Below are 24,636 nucleotides of genomic sequence, written 5' to 3'. Positions count from 1 at the left end.
CTAAAAACTCTTAAAGCCCGGTATCATCTTTTGTCTTATACCAAGATACACTGCTGTTACTGCAACAAATATTATTACCAAGCTAAATGAAAATGGAAATTCTGGAATTGAAGTATTAGATGGAACACATGTATTATCCCGTTCTCCAGGTACAAATCCAGCAGGACATTTAGATAAAACTACATTGACATTGTCTAGAGCTGGACCATATGGATTTAATTCATTACTTGTAAACGATAGTGTGGATATAGTACCTGTTGCAGTAAATGAAAAAGAGTGCTGTACCCAATTTGTACCACTATGGTGACCAGTTGTATCATAGGTATGTGGCTGAGAGTAACCAGGTGCAGTAGCTGTCAATTGTTTGATGGTATTACCACCATCAGTGTTTCCTGACATGTCAAAAGTTACGGCGTATGTTGCCCCTGGTATGGTAGTAAGATCTTGACTGACAGAACCTGCTGCATTACCGCTCAAATCAATGCTTTTAGTGCCATCTGAGGCCGCCCAATAACCACATATCCAGTCAATGCTTTGACCTCCAACTGTCCAACCTGTTATAGTAGTACTAGGAGAGTTTAATGTGGTGAATGGGGAACTACATGAATTTGGATTCTCAAAGCTTCCGTTAGATGCAAGGTTTGTTGTTGCAAATGCATTTTGAGGAATCGATAAAACTGAAGTGCCAATAAGAATTACTGCTATCAATACAAATGAAAGATATTTACCATTTATTTTCATCCCCAAACCCCTAACCCGATGATCGACAGATCGCTAATGTATATAAAATGATCTTTTCACTTTTGGAAAACGCTCCAAACTTTGTACTTTAAATATCGTTTTTCTTAAAAGAATTAATCTAGATAAGCAAGAGTGCAAGTTCTGTCAAGCTCGCTTACATTATGATTTGTTGAAAATAATGATTTTAATATCTTGTATTTTTAAATCAGTGAATTGACAGAGCGTTGTAGATTCTGTAAAAAGACTCTTGGATCTTGTACATGTGATGAAAATCATTTAGGAGAATATTATAACAAACCAAAAGAGAGCGATGATCCATATAATTAGTAGATTACTACTAGTGGTATGATCATCTAATTTTTTATTTTGATTCCCTAAATGAGCTCACCGACAAAGAATAAAATATTCACCCACTTTAGATGCCTAAAAAATGGTATGTCTCATGCTAAACTTTAGCGCTACTAATCTACCTAGTCGTACCTATGTATACCATGGTCTACTTTAGAGTAGTCTCCACAAAGCTGACCGAAGAGGAACATAGTAGATTGCTAGATGTTTGCAACGTAGTAGGCTGTACTTCATCCACATTGATTAGAGATGCAATATTGAAAATAATTAATGTAGAACAAAAAACAATAGAAAAAGAATTTAATCCAATACAAAAATTTGCAAAGGAATTAAACATGAAATCCAAGCAAGAAAAAAACGAAATTCCTAATGAATTAGCAAAACTTCTCGGCATACAAAATTAAAAATCTCGCTTTGAATCAATGTCTTTTATTTTTGTCCAGACTATCATAGGTCTGGACCAAGACTGTCTTTTCAAATTTGGAAATTTGAATTCTATAGAGATCATGTACAAATACATGCGAGCTTATCCGCTTTACTAATGACTATTAATAAAAACAAAACAATACTCGCTCTGAGCATAGCAACAACACTAGTTCTAAGTGGGGTTTTTCTTACATCAAGCACACTTACTACGGCATTGGCCCAAGTAACAAATGCGCCTACAACTCCAACATCTGATTGTCCTCCAATTGGTCAAGTTGAACACTGGGACAAGATCATATTTACCGTAGAAGATCTGCCCAAGAGGTTCTCAAATTTAAATCACCACCAATTTGATCTCAAAGTCGTTGATCAACCCAACACAGTAGTAGATCTGAACCAACAAGTACTGCAATCATTTGTTTCACAATACCCTTTGATCCCAGCCGAAGTGCAGGTTGTCAAGATAAAAATCATTGATGACAAGTACGAAACAGTAACTTGCGGTCAAACAGGTCCACAAGGCCAGGCTGGTGCAACAGGTCCAGCAGGTGCAATAGGTCCAGCTGGTCCAGTGGGTGCAACAGGTGCAACAGGTCCAGCAGGCCCAGTGGGTCCAGCAGGTCCACCTGGGACAGGAAGTACCGCTGTGACATTTTACCGGGTTCAAGACTTAAGTGCTACTCCAGAACCTGACCATTCAAACATCTCTACTTCTCGTGCATTTTGTCACTTGGGTGATGTGGCAACTGGTGGAGGATTTTCTTGGTCCATTGATAATCCACCAAATGTACAGATTTTATGGTCAAATTCACTAGCCTATCCTCCAGGATGGACGGTAGCGATGCAGGGCACCAATTCACCACCTGGTTGGGCTGCAGAAGCAGAGTGCGTACATGTGGGACCATAAAGGAGACCCACCTTCTTTTTTATTTTTTAAACCTTCAAACTAGATCAATATCGAATCTTGTAGGGATCCAGATACTGTTCTGTAATAATTTCAGCCCAATCTTTTCATAAAAAATTCCGCGGACCCAATGGTTTTTGGACTGACAGTGGGTGCGAGAACCAGAAATTTTTGTGAAAAAAATTCAACAAAAAGTGCGCAGTAAGCTAATTTGGAGTAGCTACAAACTCCTTTCCAGTTTTTTTATTTTGTTATTGCACTTGCAGCATTTGATGGTCCACTTGTATGATCTACATAGATTGCAGAAACTCTGTAATTGTATTCTGTTTTTGATTGCAAACCCTTATCTGAATAATTTGTTTTTTTATCCATAACAGTTGTCAATATTATCCATCCAGCGCCGACAGGTGATTCCCGATCTATTTCATAACCTCGGACATTAACAGTAGTTGGAGCAATCCATGATAGATCTATTTTATTTTTGTTTTGGGTAGTTGCAGCCAATCCTGTTGGTGAATCTGGCGAAATTACAGGTGCCACAGTTTTAGCTGCCTCGCGTATTGGTGGATGAAATACGTACAACACACTATCATCAGTATCATTAATTCCATCTTTTTCTGCAGTTACATGAACCACATATGTGCCAGCAGTAAAGTCGTCGGGTATGATAAATAGATTAGAAAAAAATCCAAACCTATCAGTTATGCCGTCAAATGATTCTACTATTTCATCATTTTGATTTATTATACTGATATTGATATGTGCGCCTTGTACTTCACCTCCATGTAGATAAAAATCGTCTTTTGGGTTTTCTTTGAGCAGGTAAACTTTTGCTGTAACACTATAAATATAATTGTGAGTATACACCCTTCCTGGTTGCTTTACTATAACAGTAATAGCATCAATTTTTTTTGTTGGTTGCACTTCAAGTCTTTGCAAATCTTTATTTTGATTTATAAATATGTGCGGCATTTCTTTGTAAATTTGTTTTTGAGTTAAAGAGTGGACGTCTATTATTTCAGTAATTTGAGTTAAAATAATGGGTTGTTTTTTATGAATCAAACGCCCTACGAGTTTATAATTTGCACCATCTTCTGTGTTATTAACCAATTTTCCAAATAATATCATGGATAGTTGAGTTCCATCATAAGTGGTAGCATTTCCTGAAAGCATAATTAATCCGTCATTTTTTAGAAGAGTGCCTTTCCAATTACTAGAAGTTATAAAATCTTGACCATCATGAATTATCAATCCCTCTACCAAGTAGATCGGAATTTTATTGGAAGATCCTGATCCGATCAATAATTGCAGTTCTAGTGTGTATGCTATGTTATTTCCAACGTCATGCCCGTTTGCATATATGATATAGCTTTTTCCCGTCTGAAGTTCGGCATTAACAGAATGAAATTGATCGAGTGCAATAATTGATATAATTATGGCAAGTGTAATTGCGATAAATTTACTATTCATCAGTTTGTCTAACGATTGTATTTGACGCATTGTAGTTTTTGAGATTTATGCAATATTAATGATTATAAAATTCTCAAAGATAGAAAATAGGTTCGAGTCCTTATGGAGACCCAGATACCATCATGATTTGAATTTTGGACTCTTCATAAACTATTGTGTCTTTATCACAAGACAAAACTTGTAATAAAAAGTAGATCTTAACTCTAATAGCATTAAAGGAATTATTTGAAAAATTCTATGGGAATTCTATACCAAGATTTCCATTGCTTGTAGCCATCCTTAACAACACCAATCCTGCAAAGTCTTTCTTTGTTTCATGTCTTGGCTTTTCTACTGTGACTGTGGTCTTATTTTTCTTAGAGTCAAATTCTGCCTTTACAGTTTGTTTGTTTCCATCGCGTCCTATTTTCATTTCTTGATCTAGTTCTTTTAGCGTGCCGTCTTTGCCAAGTGACCACTTGAACTGTTTCTCATTTTCTCCAAGTTTAATCACTACACCATTATTGTATTTTACACTAACCATCTTTACATCTATTTCATGATCTTGTTTTTTGACCTTTTCTACAAGACTAATTGTATTTCCTAAAAGATCAGAAACAAGATATGTTCTTAGTTCAGCATTACCTTGATTATTTGGTCCATTCTGGTTCTCGTTTTGATCACTTGATTCTTGCTTATCTCCATCATCACCCCATCTAGTTGGAATCACAGAAAGCGGCGTTACTGATCCTGGTTGCACACCAGAGAGAGCATCACGACCAAAGACTAGGTCATTCTTGGTTAGAGGATCAAATTGGTTGTAAGCTTCTGGTGGTGTGTTATCTATGATTACAGTGCTAAAAGCTAGACCATCGACTTTGATGTAGTTCTGCCCACCCTCGTTTGAAATGGTGCAGGTATAGGTACGAGAAGCTGGAGTATTTGGGAAGCCTGAAACTGTTCTGGTAATACCAGTTGTGCTACAATCCAAAACAATCGTTGATGTACTTTTATTCTCTATGCAGGAAACAGTTTGCAATGAAACGCTAGTTGGGCTATCAACAATGCAAGCTTTAGTAGATCCCGGATTGCTATTCATCTTTATTGATTTTCCTGGTGGATATGGCACGGTAATACCAGTTGTCTGGGTCATCATGTCTGCACCACTTGTAGTAAAAGTTATGCTTGGAGTTCCTATTGTTCCTAGAGGAAGAACTATCTGCGCAAGAACTTTGCCTGTGCTATCTTTTCCTGTCAAAATTGTATGCCCGGCACTATCAGTTGTGACTGCGGTAGAAGATGTTCCTGAAATTACATTTGAAACAACCAGTGCCGTAAGTTGATCACCTATTCCAAGCGGTTCTCCCATTGCTGGCCTTATAGCTGCTAAGAGTTGTGCATTAAGAGAATCACCTACAACAAATATTTCACCAAATGGCTGCTTTATTGTTGCAAGCAATTGTGTACTAAGGGAATCACCCACGCCAATAATTTCACCAAATGGTTGCTTTATTGTTGCAAGTAATTGTGTACTAAGAGATTCGTTTATACCAAATGTCTCATCAAAACTCTGGCTTGTAACAACAGCGTATGCTATTCCAAACAAGGGAACAAGTAAGGTAATTAGCACTAGTTTGGCTACTTTGTGCTTCATATTGATGATTTCATCTACTAGGATATTGTGAATGTTATAGTTGTTATCAGCCTGTCTCCTGAATTGACAGTTATAGCTGGGCTCACATTTATCAGATCCCAATTTTCGGCCTGAACACTAGAACCTCCAAGTACCTGTCCAATGTTACATGGATAGGTTGTACAGCCAGCACTATTTCCCGACCCACCAAGATAAGTATTAAAATCAAACGTAGCAGTGCTCTTCCATCCAGTGCAAGCAGGAAAGCTTCCAGGAACACAGCCAGTTGGAAGACCAGCATTGGTTGTAGTTGATTGTCCCACACGAGATCCTCCTGAATCCCTCAGGTCAATTGCCGTCATCCAAGACGAGCAACCAACAGGTGGTGAAAAGGGAAAGCTAGTAGCCAGCCCTGAAGCACAGTCTGCAATAAAACTTCGTGCACTATCAGTCAAAGAGTTGTGGCCCTCCCAAGTTGCATAAAGTGTTCCATCGCTATGATATGCTTTGATGACTGCATATCCACTAACACCAAACTTTTCTGACTGACTTGGTCCAGATGAATGTGTGAAAAATGGGTATGCCAAAAAGCCGCCAATAAACAAGACTGCTCCTATTGCTACACCTGCAATAAGAATTCTCTTGTCATTCATCGTAAACATTTTTCTCAATCCACGTAATCGGCTCTTATTCTGCTCAGACATATAAAAATATGATCGTAGTAGAATTCAGATTCATACATTGGATATGATTTATTTCAGATCAATAATTAATCTAAAGATCCGAGTCCTGTAAGATTTGGTGCTGAGATTTTAAAATCGCTTGAAGTTTGGAATCATTCCTTGTCTTATTGCAACATACACCGCAGCTACTGCAACAAACATGATTACCAAGCTGTACGAGAATGGAAAGTCTGGAATTGATGTTGGTGGTGTTACACCTCCATTTCCAACGGCATCACCTCGTTCTGCAAGGCTAAGAATTTCATTATTTGGATCTAGATCAACAATGCCCATCCCCCCACCTGAAGTAAAGACGTTATGAAAAAAATTACCGTTAATATCACCGTTTGTCAATCCTATTGAAGTTCCAAGTGGGGTGACTGTGTTTCCAGATTCAAAAGCATTAACTGGAAGAGTACTTACTACAAATGGAAGGAATTTGAATTGGTTATGTGTTGTAAGGCCTCCTTGTCCTGACTCGGCAAAAGCTACAACACCTCCACCTGCATTTAAGAAATTGATAATATCAGCAGAGCGAGAATTCAAAACATCCAACTCCGATTGTCTGAGCCAACCGCCAAAGTCAGAGGCCACAACCACGACATCATAATTGCTAAAAACAACCGTATGCAGATCTTTAATTCCTGGTGCACCTGAACCATAGTCTGCAACATCAAATGAAACAAATCCAGAAGCAACCATACCAAATCGCGGGTCACTAAACCCACCACCTGGATCGCTCACATCCATTACAAGCAAAATTTTTGGATTGACTTTGTTAAAGGTTACATATTTTATGGCATCTTGGATGATGTGTTGTGCACCTGCTGGATTGCTTGCACCAAAGTAAGCATGAAAGTCTGGGTCGTGACCTGTTAAATAAATACCCCCTGGAGTAGTCGCAAGTGCTTTTCCTGGAATTATCAAAGTAAGCAATGATATCACAAGTATTGAAAACAGAATAGTTGTTTTTCTACCCTTTAGTTTAGTTATTGAATTTATACCCTTCATAATATCACCATTGTATCAGTGTCATGAGTTGGAAATCCAATCATGCTAATTATCGTAGATGGAAAAATTATTCTAATTGATGTATACTTTAATTCCAAACCCAGATCTACAATATTTTGTATATATTTATAGATGATCTTTCCATTTTTGGAAGGTGTTAAAATTTTATAATTTAAATCTCATTTTTCTCAAAATAATTCATAGAAATAGATGTTGATTCATTCATAGTTTTTGAATCGCGTCCTGTAAGGTTCACTACAAAACTCCTTTCCAATTTTTTTATAAAAAATATCTTTTAAAAATTATCCTTGATTTTTTTTAGCAATATACGCAATAACTTTTTCAGGCAATTTTGGATTGCCAAATTCTTTAGAATGCACAGAATATAGCTTTATTATTTGTCCATGTTTAATTTCATATTCCGCTATTGGTGTTATAATCTCTCTATACTCGTCTTTTAATCCAATTAATTCTTCAGCTAGTCTGTCTGCAATCAATATATGCAGATTATCACCTAAATCCATGACACGCCGAGCCAATACCATTCCAGGTCCCCACAAATTTTTGTTATTGTTAATGTCATTATGTACAAACACAGGACCAGAGCTCAAGCCGATTCGTACACCAATTATATCCTCTGCAGGTTTGTCTTTATTATATTCAGCAAGTTTTTGTTGAAATTGTATGCCAAGTTGTAGTGGTAATTCAGGATTCAAAAGGAATCCGATGGCCATTCCATCTCCAGTTGGTAAAATAATTTTTCTGCTTTTTGGCGTTGTAAAAAAAACGTTACAAGAACCAATTAATTTGTTAAGAACATCTATCTTTGTTATCTGTTTCTTTACTGATAAAGATGGGTCTGAAAGACCAATCACATCAATAAAGAAAAAATTGGCATTAAGTACGTCTGGCAATCCCATATCTGAAATATTATGCCCGTATACTCCTGATAATTTTCTATATGTTTGCCTGCATTGTTCGGTATCAAAAACAAGATCAGAATCTAATATTGGTTCACCTAAAATTGTGTTTCCGCATAACATGCAAGTAATCGATGTCAAAGATACTTGCTAGTGAAAAAAGATATGCTTAAACTTTAACTTGAGCATCTTCGGAGAGACGTTTGATTTGATCCGCAAAAGGATGATCAGGATGTTTTAGTACGGTCAGAAATTCCTTTCTGCTAAATTGAATATCACAATAGCATGGAATTGCAGATATCACGTCCATTCCTACCGTTTTAGAAATCCTATCATTAACATCAGATCCTTGCTGAACTAGAACACTTGGATTATTTTCAGACAAGGATTTGGTTATTATATTAGGGACACAAAAGCCTGCAACTCTGTTTAAAATTAGATATGATTTGGCGCCAAACTTTGTTAAGGAGCCATAGATATCATCTGCCATCTTTTTTGTGCCATCAATATCCAAATCACCCATCTTGAGTGTTAGAAATAATATGTCAGCTACTGCCAATGCGTTAATTGACCAATATCTTATGCCAGGACTAGTATCAATTATTATATAGTCTACTCCAAATTCCGAAATCAGTTGTTCTCTTAAAAGTATAAACTTGCGAAGCAGTTGCATCTTTGAAATTTCTTCTTTTCCACCCTCAAGTTTGTATATCTCTTCTTTTTTTGGATTGCAAAAACCAACCCATAGTTTTCCTTTCTTACTATTTTCATTTGATGAAGCATTTTGTTTGTCATGTTCAGTAATGACATTTGTCATATCAGTGGCTAAATCATCAACATCTGCTTCATTAATTAAAAAGTCATTAACCCATCTCTTTGGTGATTTCTCAAAATAGGCCTGTATGCTAGGGGCAGAAACATCTAGATCGAGCAGAAATACTTTGTATCCTTTTTTTACCAATGCAGCTGCAAAATTGCATGCTATTGTTGTTTTTCCAGTACCGCCCTTGTATGAATGAAAAGCAATGCACTTGGCCATCGTTCTAAAATTGTGTCATATGTATTTAGGAATTTCTAAAGAGTATTTGGAAAATATGAAAATCAAAACATTATCCGAAACTGCTTCCATACAAGCTTCTAAATCTCTTGAAGATCAATGCGCAATCTTCACTATCAAAAATATAATTTGCATTATCAATTTTCTCGACTAAAACTTGTTTTTTTGGTTCGTCAATTTTTTTTCCACACATCGCACATGTATTTTTCTGCTCATCATTTTGCATCGTCCTCTGTCCTTATTTTTTAATATTATTGTAATTAATCATTATTCTCGAATTTGCAAGGCACCAGATGGACATGCATGTACAGTTTTACGAATTTGATCCTCAGGTGCACCGTCTGGAATGATAACAAATTTTCCATCCTTTACTTGAAATACAGAAGGAAGACTTTTTACACAATTACCTGAATGTGTACAAATTTTATCGTCCCATGTAATTTTTAGCATAATTAATTCAAATCATAATATGATATAAAGATTAGATTTTTTGATCTAGCTGTTTTCATTCTGCCAACTACGCTTGTAAGTTTCGTCTTTGAGCCCAAACCCCTTGAACACCTGAAAATAGACTTGCTTTATTTTGTTCTGTTTATCCAGTTCTGATTGTATCCAAAGGCTCTCAAATATGGATGCGCATGAGGAAACATTTGATTCGCTGTTTGAATAGGTGGCAAGTCCCGTAGATTCTTTGAGTGTTTCTTTGGTGTCATCATTAATTTCTATAGAAAGTGAAATTGTCTGATCTATTATCAGAGTAATAATATTAGTTTGTAAAGGCTTTCGAATGTGTTGGATGTGAATTTGCTTTCGCCTTTCCTTTAATTTTCTTTCAGATATTTCTTTTATGGTATCTTCTTCTGCTGGTGCTAGCAATCTTACATTAACGCCGCGCTCTACAGATTCTTTTAGCATTTCTAAAATGTTTTCCTGTTTTGCACGATAAAACGAGTTGATTGAGGAAAATAATATTAGTATCTCATATGTGGCAGATTTTAAAAGATTGTGAACAAGCTGTTGTATCTCTAAAGGATCTTTAATTGTTTCAATAAACTCTTTATCAAGGCCTAGTTCGATTTCCTTAATTTTTTCTCTAGCTTGAATTGCCTTACTCCATAGAGTATCAAACAGAAATTGTTGTAACTCTATGAATGGTTTATCATTCATGTGGATAAGTTGCGTTTCTGGCTTGCCATCAAATGCAAGCATATTGCCAACATATTCCACTCCATCAGATATTCCAAAGTTTCCTTTAACGCCATCCATGTGACGGACATCAAAATATCTCATCATGGTTTTGCAGTAGGCAATGTTTTCTTTGGTAATCTCTGTGATCAATCTTAATTTTGTTCCTTTATACTTGAGCTGTGCTATTGCATTCCATAGCGGTTCGCTGCCTATTTGGGCTGCTGGGCCATTCTTATCATAACAGCAATCAAGTTTTTCCTTTATCTTTGAAATTATTTGTAATGCTTGCTCTTCTGAATTTTCAGCACCATGCTCAATTTCTAATTTTTCAGAATTCATGTTTGTTGGGGCTTCCAAATTCACATATGTTATAAAATTCATAAATATAAACACAGACGCCTATTTTTTAACAAAATAATTTAAAATTCAAAAATTAAATGAAAATGAAAAAATGATAATAAATAATATAAACTAGAAGAATCTCTCACAACATATTGCCAATATTTCTTGATGTTCACAAGGTACCATTTTCAGAAGACAATCTAAAAGAACTATGTCAATCACCGCGCGATGAGTTTGGTGTCAGACACATCAACCTGTTCTACAACAGAGAATCACGTGTATGTTTTTGTTTACTTGAGGCTCCTAACAAAGAGATGGTTGAGGACCATCATACCAAAGCTGACATCAAGTGCGAGTGGATTACCGAGGTAGTCATGGCAGCACCAATGAAGCCACAAGGCCCGGATCCACAAAAATCTAGTTGATATATTTTTTAGATTCGAATAGTTTAAGGAACAAAACCATCAGGGTCTTGTTTTGGATCACTGTTTTTCAAGTGATTTAATATCAATGACAAATCTGTATCGAACATCGCTGTTTAGTACGCGCTTGTAAGCTTCATTTACCTTTTCAATTGGTATTATTTCTATCTCGCTTGCAATGTTATGTTTAGAGCAAAAATCAAGCATCTCTTGTGTCTCTTTTATTCCACCAATTAATGAACCTGCAAGACTGCGGCGGCCTGCAACCAGTGGAAACGAACCAACAGGTGTTTGCTTTTCTGGAATTCCAACTACAACCATTGCACCATCAAGGGCTAAAAGTTCCAGGTACTGGTTCCAGTCAAGCTCTGCTGATACGGTATTTATGATAAGATCAAAATGTCCTTTTAGTTTTTCAAACGTTGCAGGATCAGATGTGGCATAAAAATAATCAGCTCCAAGTTTTTTTCCGTCCTCTTGTTTTTTTAGTGAGTGACTAAGAACTGTAACTTCGGCACCCAATGCATGTGCAATTTTTACTCCCATGTGGCCTATGCCACCAAGACCAATTATTGCAACTTTTTTTCCTGGTCCTGCCTTCCAGTGCATTAAAGGAGAGTAGAGTGTTATTCCAGCACACAAAAGTGGCGCTGTCCTATCCAGTGGAAGATTGTCTGGAATTTTTAGCACATAGTTTTCATCTACAACTATATTGTTTGAATATCCGCCTTGGGTTGGAGTTCCATCTCTTTCAAATCCGTTGTATGTTGTTACCATTCCACCCGTACAATACTGCTCTAGGTTTTTTTTGCAGGGCTCGCACTTGCGACACGAATCTACAAAGCATCCTACTCCCACCCTGTCGCCTTTTTTGTATCTAGTCACTTTGGGACCAACTTGTGACACTATTCCAGTAATCTCATGACCTGGAACCATTGGAAATTGCGAGCCTCCCCATTCGTCACCTACTTGGTGTATATCGGTATGGCAGATTCCGCAGTAATTAATATCGATTAGAACATCAAAGGGTCCTGGCTCGCGTCTTTCAAATGAGTATGGTGCAAGAGATGCCTTTGCTTTTTGTGCTGCATACCCATTAACTTTCATTATTTTTTTCTCCTTGATTGATAATTCATGCTTTCGTATTTAATTATTGACAGCTATGAATCCAGTCACTAACAGAGTTCTAGTTTGAATGGTTTTTGAACTGCATGCACTAGAAATTTGAATAACACTAGTATTTGAATTTCGCTTGCCAGTTATTTGTACCGTCTTTTAATAGATCAAACAAAGGGAAAGTTGGACAAAATCTATCTCCTGGCCCAAAGTTATCATGGCCAACACGTATTATTTTGTCACCGTCTTTGTAGAATACGGAAACTCCAGGTTGTGGCATTCCATCTTTTTCAAATCCCATATCTTTTGCAAAGGATGTTCCTTTGGTAGAGACCATCTTAAACTTCCATCTTCGTGAGTTTGCAAATTCTTTTTGGGTTGCAGGCTCGTCTGGTGATGAGACTACAAACGTAGCACGATCCTCCAGATGAGGCAACAGGCCATTAAAGCCATCAGCCCACATTGTACAGTAAGGACAGGTTTTGCCCATGTTATGGATAAGAATTAGATCGTTCTTTTTGCCAAATAATTTAGAGAGATTAATTTTTTGATTTTCGGAATCTAAAAAGTAATAATCGCTTACCTTCTCTGAAAGTTTTTCTGAAGTTTTTGTCACATCATACCATAGACTTGCTTGAAATTAAAAGTTCTTGGATTGTAAAGTGATTTAGCGAGATAGGCTTGCTACAAAACTACTTTTCAAATTTTTTATTTTAAAAATTAATCTAGTTAAAAACGCTTGAAGTTTGGAACCATTCCTTGTCTTATTGCAACATACACCGCAGCTACTGCAACAAACATGATTACCAAGCTATACGAGAATGGAAAGTCTGGAATTGATGGACCATGTAGTGGGGTTGTTCCTGTATATACTTGGCCGAAGAATTCATTGTCGATTCCTCCAGTGGTCTCTCTGATTTCTACTCTGTTAAAGGCCGTATCACTTGATACTCCAACAAAATCAGCAGAGTCAGTTGGAAAAGCAGCAGATGGCGAGGTAACTGTAAAAGAGTCAACAAACGTGGCACCGTTTTTGAGCGTGATTGTAAACACTGAAGGACCGAAAGGTGCATTAATGTTAGGATCTGTTTGAGGTTTGACAAAGTCAAAACCAAGCGAAAAAACAGGGCTAGCAAGATCAATATTGAGATTTTCAACATCAGAGATTGCAATGTCAGGACCTGGAAGTCGTAGTGTCCAATCATTATTAGTGATGCCACCTACTCCAGATGTTCCTATGAACAATTCGCTGCTAGGAGCTGCTATGCTAAATGTCGCACTCCCAACTGTCTGGCTTGCAGCAGCTCCTCCAGGAATTCGTCCTAGATCTGGCAATGGGCCCGTTGCAGGTGTGGCCCCAGTTGCGGTAAGAAAAGTTGTCTTGTCATTAAAAGTGGAGATGGTAGGATTTGCAAATGCAGGTGTATGTAGTCCTGCAATCAGCCCTAGAGATATAATTATCGGAATAACAAGAACTCTATTCAAACCCCAAACCCGTGATGATATTAGTTCTGCAAATATATAAAACCGATCTTTCCCATTTTGGAAATTTTAAAAGATCTTGGATTAGATTGCGTTTTTATCAAAATAATTTGTATTATTTTAAACCACTAAATTTTTGAAACAATTAGAATAATTGAAAGATGTAAAGTTTTCATTTTTCTTATTGCACAGGTTGTCCTATCTTGTATTCTGCAGTTCCCCCTGAAATTCCAAGAATTTTTCCTTCAAGAAATTGAGCTGGACAATGCATTATTCCCGTCTGGACTGGTATGTCAAATGGACTAATAGTCAAACTATTGATATCAATGGCAAGAGGCATTACTCTGCAAAATTGTACCAGAAATATCCAATAAACTCCCTTGACTCCTTCCTTTGCAGTTACAGTGTACACAACTCTAGTATCCGAACCTTTGTTCTTAGGAATTGATGATGGATCTGCAATTATGGTTACATCCGATGTCATAAGTGGAGTAAAGTTTCCCCCCTTACCAACATAAACGCTAGAATAACTTGGAAGTGTTCCTGTGTTTGGTTCATTGGATGTATATTCGACAAATATCTTTGCAGTTGAATTGGATTTCATAAAAAATACCAATTGGTGTGGTAATGGACCTAGAAGATCTGGACCGACCTTGAACTCTGGACCATTAGAAGAGGTTGAATTGTAGATTGGATTTGGAATTGTTTGCTGTAAGCTTGCCGGAATAATGTCAAACTTTGCTTCTGCTGTTTTGTTGTCAAGTGTGGCAACCATAGTGTAAGTCCCTGTTTTGTTAATCACTGGAGGATTATTGCTGCTATATTCTCTCACATGATAGATAAAAGTTCCAAGTGAAGGAGATTGTATTGCTTCTGAACGGGTATAACAATATGCACAATTGAACCAGATCTGAGTACCGTTTGCATCCAAGATTTTTACATCAGGCTCTCGATACCAAGAATATCCAGTATACTTTACTGTAGCATTAATTGGCTGACCGACCGTGTAAGTTTGTTGTAATCCTTCTATCTCCATTTTCTTGATAAAAGGCACTGGTGAAGTTGTGTCCAGAGCCCAACCTCTTTGAATAAGTTTGGTTGCAGTTTCAGGTTGGACGCAAGCTGGAGTAGTATAGTCTTCTGCCTTGAAAATTAACTGAAATCCTGCATTGCACTTGACATCGTTTGCAGCAATTCCAGATTGAACCTGTTTTAATGGTGAATCTATTAGAATCATGACAGGATGTTCTACATAATTAAGAGATGGAATTCCTGTATTGTGATCGTATATCATAAATTGAAACGATTTTGAAATTGTCTTTTCAATATTTCCTTGTGTAGCTAGATCCCACATACCATATCGGAAAGTTATTGTAGCATTTGTATTTCCAACATCTATTGCGTGATAAACAAGATCTAGATATGGGCTTGTCGCAGTGATCTTTGTACCTACATCTAGTTTTTGCAATATCATTTGAGTAGTACAATTTATGTTATTTTCGCTGACTAGAACGTAGTTATCAAAGGTTACAGAGAAGGGAGCCTCGCATGCACCATGATCCACAAATATTGGGTTTGGAGAGTTGTTGACCAAAGTTGCAGTGACTGTAAAGGTATCTCCAACCTTAATGGTTGAAGGCTGGACTCCGATATTTTGAATCTCTATATTGTTTGTATTATTTTGAATAGGTTGTGGAGATGGTATCATGTTTCCTCCATCCGATCCATACGCGTATACTTCCTTCACAGTACCTGAAATTATTATTACAAGTACTATGATTATTGAAAGATGTAGAGTTTTCAATTTGCTTTAATGCTGATTATCTTGATTAAAAAATTGGTGTAGGTTTTCTCTGTATCAACCTTCTGATAAACAATTACAATCAAGATATTATTTAGGGGCCTTGAGTGTCCATAAATGTAGCAGAGTGGGTATTGATACCATCTGTTGCTAGAACTGTATGTTTACCAATTGATCCTAGAGGTACTTGGAATGTAGCTGTAAAACCTCCTGTTGGATTTGAAGTAATAGTAGCTGGATTTGTGGCAATTGTACCACCATCATAGGATATGGTAATTGTTTGATTAGGTGAGAATGCAGTACCAGTTACAGTCACAGTGGTACCTGCAGGTCCTTGTGATGGACTGAGAACTAGCGGTGCTGTATCGCGATAAACAGCAGTAATCTGAGTGTTGTTTGTTATAGATACTGATCTTGGATTCACTGATGAACCAGTATCACTCCAATGATCAAACACAAATGTGTTGTAATCTCCCATCCCAACTGTATACTGCTCTCCAGTCTTTAGATCAAACACAATAGGAGTGAATCCTGATGAGACCAATCCTCCAGTGGAATTGCGTAACTCTGAATACATCCCATCAAGAGATACTCCTGTTGTCAGTTTGGTTGTCACGGTCAACTTGCATATGGCACATTGTGTTGTTGCAGATGCAGTGTTAGACGGGTCACTTGTTACTCCACCAACATACAGTGCAGATACTCTGTAGGTGTAGATTGTACTTTGAGAAAGTCCAGTATCTGAATATGTTGTTGCTGTGGAACCAGTGCTGGGTACGATAGTGACCCAATTTGTATTACTACCAGTTACTCTTTCTATCTTGTATCCTGCTACCAAACCACCAATGTTATTTGGTGCTGTCAAGGATAGATTGATCTGCGATGATGATACTGCAGTAGCTGTAAGGCTTGTTGGAGAGAGTGTACTTCCAGAACCTCCTCCACTAGGTGGTTGACTAGATCCATAGTTTAGTACATTGATGCTTCCACTAAGGTCAACAAAGTATAGTGCTCCGTTCCAGACTTCAAGATCAATTGGCAAAGTAGATTTATCAAAGTATATTGGTACAACCTGTCCTTTTGGAACTCCACTTGCAGGATCAATTGTAGGTGGAGCTGTACTTGATGGCAAGAGTGCAGAAATCATGTGCACTCCATAATCTGCAAAAAAGTAGGCACCTTCGAGATTTGGATAATAGGTACCATGGTAAAAGGCTGCCCCTGTGATAGCCTGAAGACCCTCTGGCGCTGTCTGCGATTCTACTCCTTCGTGTGGATACCAGTATACAGGTGGTGTATAGCTTGCCAAGTTTTGTGGATTACCAAATGGTGGGCTCTCATAGTTTGACCATCCAGCATTTGCACCAGCAGTAGTAAAGTCCTTTATGCTCTCCCATGCATTGTAACCCACATCTGATGCGTAAATTCTGCCTGACTTTGAATCAATATCAAATGTATATGGATTTCTTACTCCATAACCCCAGATCTCTTTTTTGATTGATGTATCAGTACTTGATGCAAATGGATTTGTACTTGGAATTGAATATAGTTTTCCACTAGCGTCAGGGGATGCAAGTGGAGTGATTCTAAGCATCTTTGCTTGCAATATTGTCAAGTCCTGTCCCTTGAATGTCCATCCGTCACTATCAGTAATGTAGAGGTTTCCTGCAGAGTCAAACTTGAGACAGCCTCCGTTATGACCATCCTGCCAACCTGGAGAACTAAGTATGAGCTGCTCACCTACAGAAGAATCTGCTACTATATTTCCAGATGAATCTGTTGTAGCATGATATCTGATAACCTCATTTACTGGAGATCCTGATACAGTTCTTGTAACATAAAAGTAAACTAGTTTTGAGTTTGTCCAGTTTGGATCAAATGCAATTCCCAATAGTCCATTGTCTTCAAATCCTGTTAGAAGATTCGGTATTGTTACAAATGGTGTTGCCTGTTTTGCAAATTGGCTACCTGTATTTTTATATACGATTACATTTCCAGTATTTTTTTCAAGAACCATAAATGTTCCAGTGCCATCTACGCCAGGTCCGTTATCTGGAATAAAGGCCATTCTGTCTGGAATACTGAGCCCTGTTGCTATAGGTTGAATGTTAAATGTAGGAGTAGACGAGCTGACTACAGTAAATGAAATAGGATAGACGTTACCCATACCATCTGATACTTGAATCTGGTGTGTGCCAAGTGAAGCTGCACTGGGTATGGTGAAGGTTCCTCCAAAGTTACCAGTGGTATCAGTAGTTATGGTACTTGAAGTCGCAACTGTCGCACCATCAAATGATATGGTAATTGGAGAACTAGCTGCAAAGCCATTACCGTTGGAATCTGGAATCAGTACTTGGGAGCCGGCAGCTCCTGATGTCGGATAGGTAAATACATGAGGTGTCATTGTGACACTGGCAGTAGCAGTATTTTTTGCTGCATCCTGAACTATTATGGTGTGAGTTCCTGCAACAGAATGCTGTACTGAAATTATTCCAACAAAACCACCATTAGAATCGGTTTGAATATTAGATGGAGTCGGTGCGTCGCTTGCAGAGTTGAATGCATATGTATAGGAATCATACGATATGGTAATTGGAGAGTTTGGTGCAAACTTGGCACCTGTGATTCTAACTGATGTGCCTACATTAACAGAGTTTGTATTAAGTGAGATACTAGAACCAGATATAGTTGCACTAGATGTAGTTGCAGATGCAGTGTTAGATGGAGGACTGGCACCTACACTATTAATTGCTGAAACTCTGTAGGTGTATGTGGTACTTGCTGCAAGTCCATTATCTGAATATGTCGTAGCTGTAGAGCCAGTATTTGCTATTACTGTACTCCATGTTGTACCACTGTCAGTTGATCTTTCAATCTTGTAACCTGTGATTGCTGAACCTCCGTTGTTTGCAGGAGCAGTCCAGCTTAGATTAATTTGTGATGATGATGCAGCTGTGGCTGTTAATCCAGTTGGTGGTTGTGGTGCTGTAGATGTGGTACCTGTAGTTGCAGAGGCTGTGTTTGATGGAGAGCTTGTACCAACTGAGTTTATCGCTGATACTCTGTATGTGTAGGTTGTAGTTGCAGCAAGTCCAGTATCAGAATAAGTTGTAGCTGTGTTTGCTGTATTTGATTGAACAGTAGACCAGGTAGTTCCACTATCAGTTGATCTCTCTATCTTGTAACCAGTTATTGCAGAGCCGCCGTTATTGCTTGGAGCAGTCCATGATAGGTTGATCTGCGATGATGATATACCTGTAGCTGTAAGACTGGTTGGCGGTTGAGGAGCTGTAGCTGGCGGAGCTTTGGTTGTAGCAGATGCAGTGTTTGATGGTGAGCTTGTTCCTACTGCATTAATTGCAGATACTCTGTACATGTAACTGGTGCTTGGATTCAGTCCAGTATCAGAATATGTTGTAGCTGTAGAGCCAGTATTTGGCACAATAGTAGACCAGCTGATGCCGCCATTGGCTGATCTCTCAATCTGGTAGCCTGATAGTATCAAGCCACCAAGGTTAGATGGAGCAGCCCAGCTCAGATCAATCTCAGATGATGAAACTGCGTTTGCAACTAGATTTGTTGGAGGACTAGGTGCTACAGGTAAAAGTTGTGCATTTACAGAATACAGACTCGCAAATGATGGTATCAAAAGGACAAAAATCACAATTGGGATCAAATACCGATATGCTTTTTTCAAGTTACTTCTTAATTGCTTTCAATGGTTATCTGAACAAGCTAACATTATTCTGATTTGGATATGCTAACATTATTCTGGTTTGGATATGCTAACATTATTCTGATCTGAACAAGCTAAACATTATTCTATGATATGGATACAGTTTAATGTGCAAATACCCAATACCATGATCGCAGTTCTGTTTTTGCATTATTTTTGAATTAGTAATTTCAAGAGCATATTCTATCAAACAAGAATTAAAAATTAGAAAAGACACATCATAGATATTCTTGTTAGGCTGAACTAATTTCAATGGTATCTTCTACTATAATGTTTAGCGTAATTATCGTACTTGCTGTAGCATTAACAGGAGTTGTTGTTTACATGTTTACTGAAAACTCACATCAAAATACCATGATGGAAACATCAGCACCTTCCCAACTTCAAGGTACAACTCGCACATACTATATTGCATCAGATGAAGTAAAATGGAATTTTGCTCCAGCACAAATCAATCTAATTACTGGAAAACCTTATGATAACGATACAGGTCTTTATGTAAAAAACACCAAAGACCACATCGGAAGTGTATATCTAAAATGTCTTTACCAAGGATATACTGATGACACCTTTACAACACTACAACCTGTAACTGACAAATGGAAACATCTTGGTGTGATGGGACCAGTGATTCATGCCGAAGTTGGAGATACAGTCAAGGTCGTATTCAAGAATAATTGTCGCATTCCAACCAGCATGCATCCTCACGGTCTGTTTTATTTGAAAGAATCAGAAGGGGCACAATACAACGACAATGTTTTTGGTTCAGACAAAGGTGGTGCCGTTGTATTATCTGGAGAAAACTATACCTATACTTGGCAGGTGCCTCAACGAGCTGGTCCGGGACCTAACGATCCAAGCTCAGTTCTTTGGATGTATCATTCTCATGTAGATGAAGTGGGGGACACATATGCTGGACTTGTAGGTCCTATAATTGTCACACGACATGGGATGGCAAATCCTGACGGCACTCCAAGGGATGTTGATCAAGAATTTGTAACACTGTTTACAATCTTTGATGAAAACCGTAGTCCTTATCTTGATTACAACAGTCAGACATTTCCGCAGGATCCAAAAAGTGTAAACCAAAATGATCCTGATTTTATTGAAAGCAACAAAAAGCATTCGATCAACGGTTACATTTTCGGTAATCTTCCAGGACTAGAAATGAAAGAAAATACTCATGTTCGCTGGTATGTAGCAGGGATGGGTACCGAAACAGACATTCACACTCCTCATTGGCATGGACAGACTCTCTTGATGAATGGTATGAGGACTGACATGGTGGAATTGCTTCCAATGAGCATGAAAGTTTTAGACATGGTACCTGACGATACAGGAATTTGGTTATTCCACTGTCATGTCAATGATCACATCAAGGCTGGCATGTTGGCGCTATTTACAGTAGAGAAGAACAATCAGACACAGAGTACAACTTGATCTGGGTTATATTCTGACAAACTCTCACAGGTCTGAACCCACTGAAGGTTTGGGTCCTGTAAGGTTCGCTACAAAACTTTACAAATTTTTTATTTTAAGAAAAAAGACTAGTTACAGATAAAGATAATCTAAAAAGAATTAGGTAGAAGTTATTCTTTTGATTCGAATCCTTCTCTGTGTATCCAATAATAGGATACTTTGTCTGAATCAATCCAATAGGTCTCGCTAGAAGCATCAACAATGATCTCTTTTGTAGAATCATCAAATTTGACATTGTGTTTATGCAATTCTATTTGTTGCCCGTTATCAGTTTTTATCATGACTTCACCGTTCTTTTCTAGGCATGACTTTAGGGCTTGATAATTTACCATGAATGATTTACTGTTTGATCATATATTATGTAACTGTAAATTATCAATTGTGATTCTAAGATATTGTACTTGCATTTTGAATCAGGTTAAATCCTGTAAGATTCAAATCCCACATGTCTGAACCCTATGATTCGAATCCTGTAAGATACGTTATCATTTTGGTTTAATTACAGACCATCTAGAATTTTATCATTAATTTTAAATTATTATTTAATCCTACTTGCGCCTTCATGTTGCAATGTAATTGATTCCATTCCGAAATCTGAGGCTTTAGAATCAAAGCGTGGGTTGCTAAATTGGGAAGGAAAGCACTCATGGAAATTATAATCATGCCCTGCGGTGTTTGGATTTGAACTCAAAAGTGTAATTGAGATGTTTTTGCGGATATTTTTCCCATTTGTCACATCAGAAATCCAATCAGACAAACCATTCTTGCCCTTATCAGTATTTATCAGTAAGTTAGACCAAACAAACTTTGTTATCACAAAATTACCCTGCAAGTTGTTTTGATCTGTTACTCTCTGAAAGGTTACTCCCCCAGCTGTGATGGAATTGCAATCTAGTGATATATTCAAAACATTTGAGCTTAGCTGAGTTGGATTATTATTTTTCTCATTCTTTAGTTTTGTATCTTTGAACAAATTCTTTACATAATTATCTGGCACGCTGGTCGTTGCAGCAAATTCTCCATTGAGAGTTATTTTGGTAATAACTGCAGGTCCGGTATGCTTTGGAGGACCATTATTTTTTCCTCCCTCTTTGTATTCAGTGATATCTGTATCTTTACCCAAGCCTGTTACTTCGTGAAACCAGCTGCTACCAGTTGTGATACCATTGACGTCTACATCCAAATTATATTTTAAAATATTAGCTTTGAGAGTTTTTCCTTTTTCATTATCATTACCAACAACTGCAATACTGACCGATCCGGGAGCACTAGTATCACCTGCTGCATTTTTCTCTGTAGCAGAGAGCGTCAAGGTACCTGTCGTACCTGCAGTAAATATTATCGATGGAGTATTTGCAGAACCAGGAATTGTTCCTCCAGATATGGTCCAAGCATATGTCATTCCCGGTCTTGCAGTGACCGAGGCGATATAGGATTGTCCTGGAGTGACTGTGATTGGTGCTGTAATCGTTGGAGGTATTGGTGCTGTAACACCTGAAACTATTATGAACATTGGTACTGAGCTATGACCTACTGAATCTGTTGCAGTCACACTAAGCTGATAAGTACCAGCCGTATCAGGTGCAAATGTTGGATTGCGTATAGTAGGATCTGAAAGTACAGATGTTGAGCTTGGCGGGCTTGTCAAACTCCAGTGATATGTAAATAATGAAATACAAGCTGGGCAGCCAGCATCACCTGGATTTGCATCAAGTTTTACCACCGTACCTACTGTATCTGGATTTGGTGAGGCAGTAGGTGAAACAGTTGGCACACATGTACCACATGGCGAAGCTAAAACATGCAGCACACTAGGTGCTGAGCTAAAACCCTGTCCGTCTGTAACAGTCAGACTGAAATCATAAGTTCCAGGTACATCTGGTATAGATGTTGGACTAAAAAAGGTTGTACTTGAAAGTGAAGCTAAAGAGCCCGCAGGTCTAGAAACCAGAGACCATGCATATGAAAATGATGTTGGGCTACATGTTGGACAGTTAGGATCAGTTATGCTCGCAGAAAGAGTTTCTGTAGTACCTACTATAACAGGAGTGGGCGCTATTGCAGGTGTGACTGAGAGTGGTGCTATTACTGTAAATGTTGTAGAAGCTGATGTCAGACCTGGAGATGATGCAGTTATAATTTGATGGCCTGATTCTGTGTGCTTAAAGTAGAATGATATCGAACTAGAGCCGACTGGTATTGTAACTGACGTAACTGCAGTAAATGGAGATGATGAGGCAGAGAACTGGCCACCTGATGTGCTATCAAGGTTTACTGTTGTACCGCCAGCAGGTGCGTTAACTGGGTTACCGGCAGAATCTTGCATCTGTACTGTTATTGCATTTGATACCATACCAGCAATAAGTGTCTGGGCCGTACCTGCTGTATAGACCAGCTTAGATGCTGATGGAACAGCAGAGACTGTTATGAACATTGGTGATGAGTTCTGACCTTGCGAGTCTTTTGCAATTACGCTGAGCTGATAAGTACCAGTCATATCAGGTGCAAATGTCGGATTGCGAATTGTGGGATTTGAAAGTACAGATGACGAGCCTGGAGGGCTTGTCAGAGTCCATTGATATGTAAAGAATTGAATGCAAGCTGGACACCCAGTGTCACCAGGATTTGCATCAAGATTTACTACAGTTCCTACTGTATCTGGGTTTGGTGATGCGGTAGGTGAGACAGTTGGTACACATGTACCACATGATGAAGCTGAAATTGTCAGAAATGTTTGTGCTGAGACATCACCAAGCTGGTCTGTAACAGTCAAACTGGCTAGATACGCGCCAGGCAGATCTGGTGTAAACGATGGACTTGAAACACTAGGATCTGACAGAGCAGATGAAGAGCCTGCGGGTCTAGAAACCAGAGTCCATGCATATGAAAATGTTGTACATGTCGGGCACCCAGGATCATTTATGCTTGCAATTAGAGTCTCTGGTGTACCTACCACTGCAGGAGCTGGAAATATGGTAATAGAAACAGATGGAGGTATGGTTGGTAATATAATATTAAACGGAATGCTTGCAGTCATACTTGGATTTGCAATTTCATGTGCACTAATTGATGCTGAAAATGGTGCAATCACATTAGCTGGAATTACAACCGTAGCTGTAAGGTGTCCTAAATTATCTGTAGTTGTATCAGCAAGAACCAGTACATTAGGCTCGATTAAATCAATCTCAACTTGTACACCAGGATCGTAACCATCGCCATTAAGTGTAACTTGCATTCCAGGAGGACCAGAGGTTGGATTTACCGTAAGAGTAGGTGTTTGACTTGAAAAAACTTGGATGCGGTTATTGTTTGTATCAGCAACAATAATTTCATTAGAGCTGTCTACTACACTTTGTGGACTGGAAAATTGCCCATCTCCAGTACCAGCTGTTCCAAAGTTGAATAGAAAGTTACCAGCTGAGCTGAAGACTTGGACGCGGTTGTTGTTTGTATCAGCAACAATAATTTCATTAGAGCTGTCTACTGTTACACTTTGTGGATTGGTAAATTGTCCAGCACCAGTACCAGCTGTTCCAAACTGGAAACGAACATTGCCAGCTGAATCAAAAACCTGGATGCGGTTATTGTTTGTGTCAGCAACAATAATTTCATTAGAGCTGTCTACTGCTATGCCGTCTGGATGATTAAATTGCCCAATGCCAGTACCAGACGTTCCAAACTGGAAGAGAGGGTTACCAGCTGAGCTGAAAACTTGGATGCGGTTATTGTTTGTGTCGGCAACAATAATTCTGTTAGAGCTGTCTACAGCTATACTTTGTGGACTGGTAAATTGCCCAATGTCAGTACCAAGTGTTCCGAACTGGAAGCGAATGTTGCCAGCTGAATCGAAAACTTGGAT

Annotated in this window: 21 protein-coding genes; 4 read left to right on the top strand and 17 right to left on the bottom strand. The window is 38.3% G+C overall.

The window, feature by feature from the left end; genetic code table 11:
• The gene (locus VEU72_01030) at positions 1 to 741 is read right to left on the bottom strand and encodes a choice-of-anchor C family protein (GenBank protein HYL65716.1); all 741 of its coding nucleotides are present in this window, start codon (positions 739 to 741) and stop codon (positions 1 to 3) included.
• Between the two features lie 491 nt (positions 742 to 1,232).
• On the opposite strand from VEU72_01030, the gene VEU72_01025 reads away from it, so the two are divergent.
• Both VEU72_01025 and VEU72_01020 read left to right on the top strand, forming a co-directional pair.
• Entirely contained in the window at positions 1,233 to 1,493 is a 261-nt protein-coding gene (locus VEU72_01025; GenBank protein ID HYL65715.1) for a hypothetical protein, read from the top strand.
• Positions 1,494 to 1,630: 137 nt separating this feature from the next.
• A complete protein-coding gene (locus VEU72_01020; protein ID HYL65714.1) occupies positions 1,631 to 2,422 on the top strand; it encodes a collagen-like protein in 792 nt (263 codons plus the stop codon).
• Positions 2,423 to 2,662: 240 nt separating this feature from the next.
• Here VEU72_01020 and VEU72_01015 read toward each other — a convergent pair whose 3' ends face one another.
• The 9 genes from VEU72_01015 to VEU72_00975 all read right to left on the bottom strand — a co-directional run bounded on the left by VEU72_01015 (position 2,663) and on the right by VEU72_00975 (position 10,780).
• Positions 2,663 to 3,919 (bottom strand): fibronectin type III domain-containing protein, encoded by a 1,257-nt coding sequence (locus VEU72_01015; GenBank protein HYL65713.1) that lies wholly within the window; start codon positions 3,917 to 3,919, stop codon positions 2,663 to 2,665.
• Positions 3,920 to 4,124: 205 nt separating this feature from the next.
• Positions 4,125 to 5,522 (bottom strand): hypothetical protein, encoded by a 1,398-nt coding sequence (locus tag VEU72_01010; protein ID HYL65712.1) that lies wholly within the window; start codon positions 5,520 to 5,522, stop codon positions 4,125 to 4,127.
• A gap of 17 nt (positions 5,523 to 5,539) precedes the next feature.
• On the bottom strand, positions 5,540 to 6,205 hold the full coding sequence (locus VEU72_01005; GenBank protein HYL65711.1) for a hypothetical protein: 666 nt from the start codon (positions 6,203 to 6,205) through the stop codon (positions 5,540 to 5,542).
• 108 nt (positions 6,206 to 6,313) lie between these two features.
• Positions 6,314 to 7,234 (bottom strand): hypothetical protein, encoded by a 921-nt coding sequence (locus tag VEU72_01000; GenBank protein ID HYL65710.1) that lies wholly within the window; start codon positions 7,232 to 7,234, stop codon positions 6,314 to 6,316.
• Between the two features lie 302 nt (positions 7,235 to 7,536).
• Positions 7,537 to 8,277: a hypothetical protein gene (locus VEU72_00995; GenBank protein ID HYL65709.1), complete on the bottom strand. Its 741-nt coding sequence runs from the start codon at positions 8,275 to 8,277 to the stop codon at positions 7,537 to 7,539.
• Positions 8,278 to 8,323: 46 nt separating this feature from the next.
• Positions 8,324 to 9,193 carry a ParA family protein gene (locus VEU72_00990; GenBank protein ID HYL65708.1) on the bottom strand — a complete coding sequence of 290 codons (870 nt, stop codon included), beginning with the start codon at positions 9,191 to 9,193 and terminating at the stop codon, positions 8,324 to 8,326.
• Positions 9,194 to 9,263: 70 nt separating this feature from the next.
• Complete coding sequence (locus tag VEU72_00985; GenBank protein ID HYL65707.1) at positions 9,264 to 9,437, bottom strand: hypothetical protein; 174 nt, start codon at positions 9,435 to 9,437, stop codon at positions 9,264 to 9,266.
• 41 nt (positions 9,438 to 9,478) lie between these two features.
• Positions 9,479 to 9,661: a (4Fe-4S)-binding protein gene (locus VEU72_00980; protein ID HYL65706.1), complete on the bottom strand. Its 183-nt coding sequence runs from the start codon at positions 9,659 to 9,661 to the stop codon at positions 9,479 to 9,481.
• Between the two features lie 45 nt (positions 9,662 to 9,706).
• A complete protein-coding gene (locus tag VEU72_00975; protein ID HYL65705.1) occupies positions 9,707 to 10,780 on the bottom strand; it encodes a hypothetical protein in 1,074 nt (357 codons plus the stop codon).
• Positions 10,781 to 10,893: 113 nt separating this feature from the next.
• Between VEU72_00975 and VEU72_00970 the strand changes: the two genes are divergently transcribed.
• Positions 10,894 to 11,166: a nickel-binding protein gene (locus VEU72_00970; GenBank protein HYL65704.1), complete on the top strand. Its 273-nt coding sequence runs from the start codon at positions 10,894 to 10,896 to the stop codon at positions 11,164 to 11,166.
• A gap of 57 nt (positions 11,167 to 11,223) precedes the next feature.
• On the opposite strand, the gene VEU72_00965 is transcribed toward VEU72_00970, so the two are convergent.
• The 5 genes from VEU72_00965 to VEU72_00945 form a co-directional block, all read right to left on the bottom strand.
• Positions 11,224 to 12,270 (bottom strand): NAD(P)-dependent alcohol dehydrogenase, encoded by a 1,047-nt coding sequence (locus VEU72_00965; GenBank protein HYL65703.1) that lies wholly within the window; start codon positions 12,268 to 12,270, stop codon positions 11,224 to 11,226.
• Between the two features lie 127 nt (positions 12,271 to 12,397).
• Positions 12,398 to 12,895 (bottom strand): DUF899 family protein, encoded by a 498-nt coding sequence (locus VEU72_00960; protein HYL65702.1) that lies wholly within the window; start codon positions 12,893 to 12,895, stop codon positions 12,398 to 12,400.
• 113 nt (positions 12,896 to 13,008) lie between these two features.
• Entirely contained in the window at positions 13,009 to 13,764 is a 756-nt protein-coding gene (locus VEU72_00955; protein HYL65701.1) for a hypothetical protein, read from the bottom strand.
• Between the two features lie 178 nt (positions 13,765 to 13,942).
• Entirely contained in the window at positions 13,943 to 15,565 is a 1,623-nt protein-coding gene (locus VEU72_00950) for a hypothetical protein (protein HYL65700.1), read from the bottom strand.
• 91 nt (positions 15,566 to 15,656) lie between these two features.
• Positions 15,657 to 19,259, bottom strand: coding sequence for a fibronectin type III domain-containing protein (locus tag VEU72_00945; protein HYL65699.1), 3,603 nt, complete (start codon positions 19,257 to 19,259; stop codon positions 15,657 to 15,659).
• Between the two features lie 291 nt (positions 19,260 to 19,550).
• Here VEU72_00945 and VEU72_00940 point away from each other — a divergent pair, with 291 nt between their 5' ends.
• Positions 19,551 to 20,738: a multicopper oxidase domain-containing protein gene (locus tag VEU72_00940; protein HYL65698.1), complete on the top strand. Its 1,188-nt coding sequence runs from the start codon at positions 19,551 to 19,553 to the stop codon at positions 20,736 to 20,738.
• Positions 20,739 to 20,887: 149 nt separating this feature from the next.
• Here VEU72_00940 and VEU72_00935 read toward each other — a convergent pair whose 3' ends face one another.
• Together VEU72_00935 and VEU72_00930 are read right to left on the bottom strand one after the other, a co-directional pair.
• A complete protein-coding gene (locus tag VEU72_00935; GenBank protein ID HYL65697.1) occupies positions 20,888 to 21,109 on the bottom strand; it encodes a hypothetical protein in 222 nt (73 codons plus the stop codon).
• A gap of 206 nt (positions 21,110 to 21,315) precedes the next feature.
• Positions 21,316 to 24,636: phage tail protein (locus tag VEU72_00930; protein HYL65696.1), on the bottom strand; the 3,321-nt coding region annotated here is incomplete at its 5' end.

Source organism: Nitrosopumilaceae archaeon, from assembly GCA_035631875.1.
Classification (GTDB): Archaea; Thermoproteota; Nitrososphaeria; order Nitrososphaerales; family Nitrosopumilaceae; genus TA-20.
The sequence above is the reverse complement of the archived record's forward strand: the minus strand, read 5'-3'. Positions and strand labels throughout refer to the sequence as shown.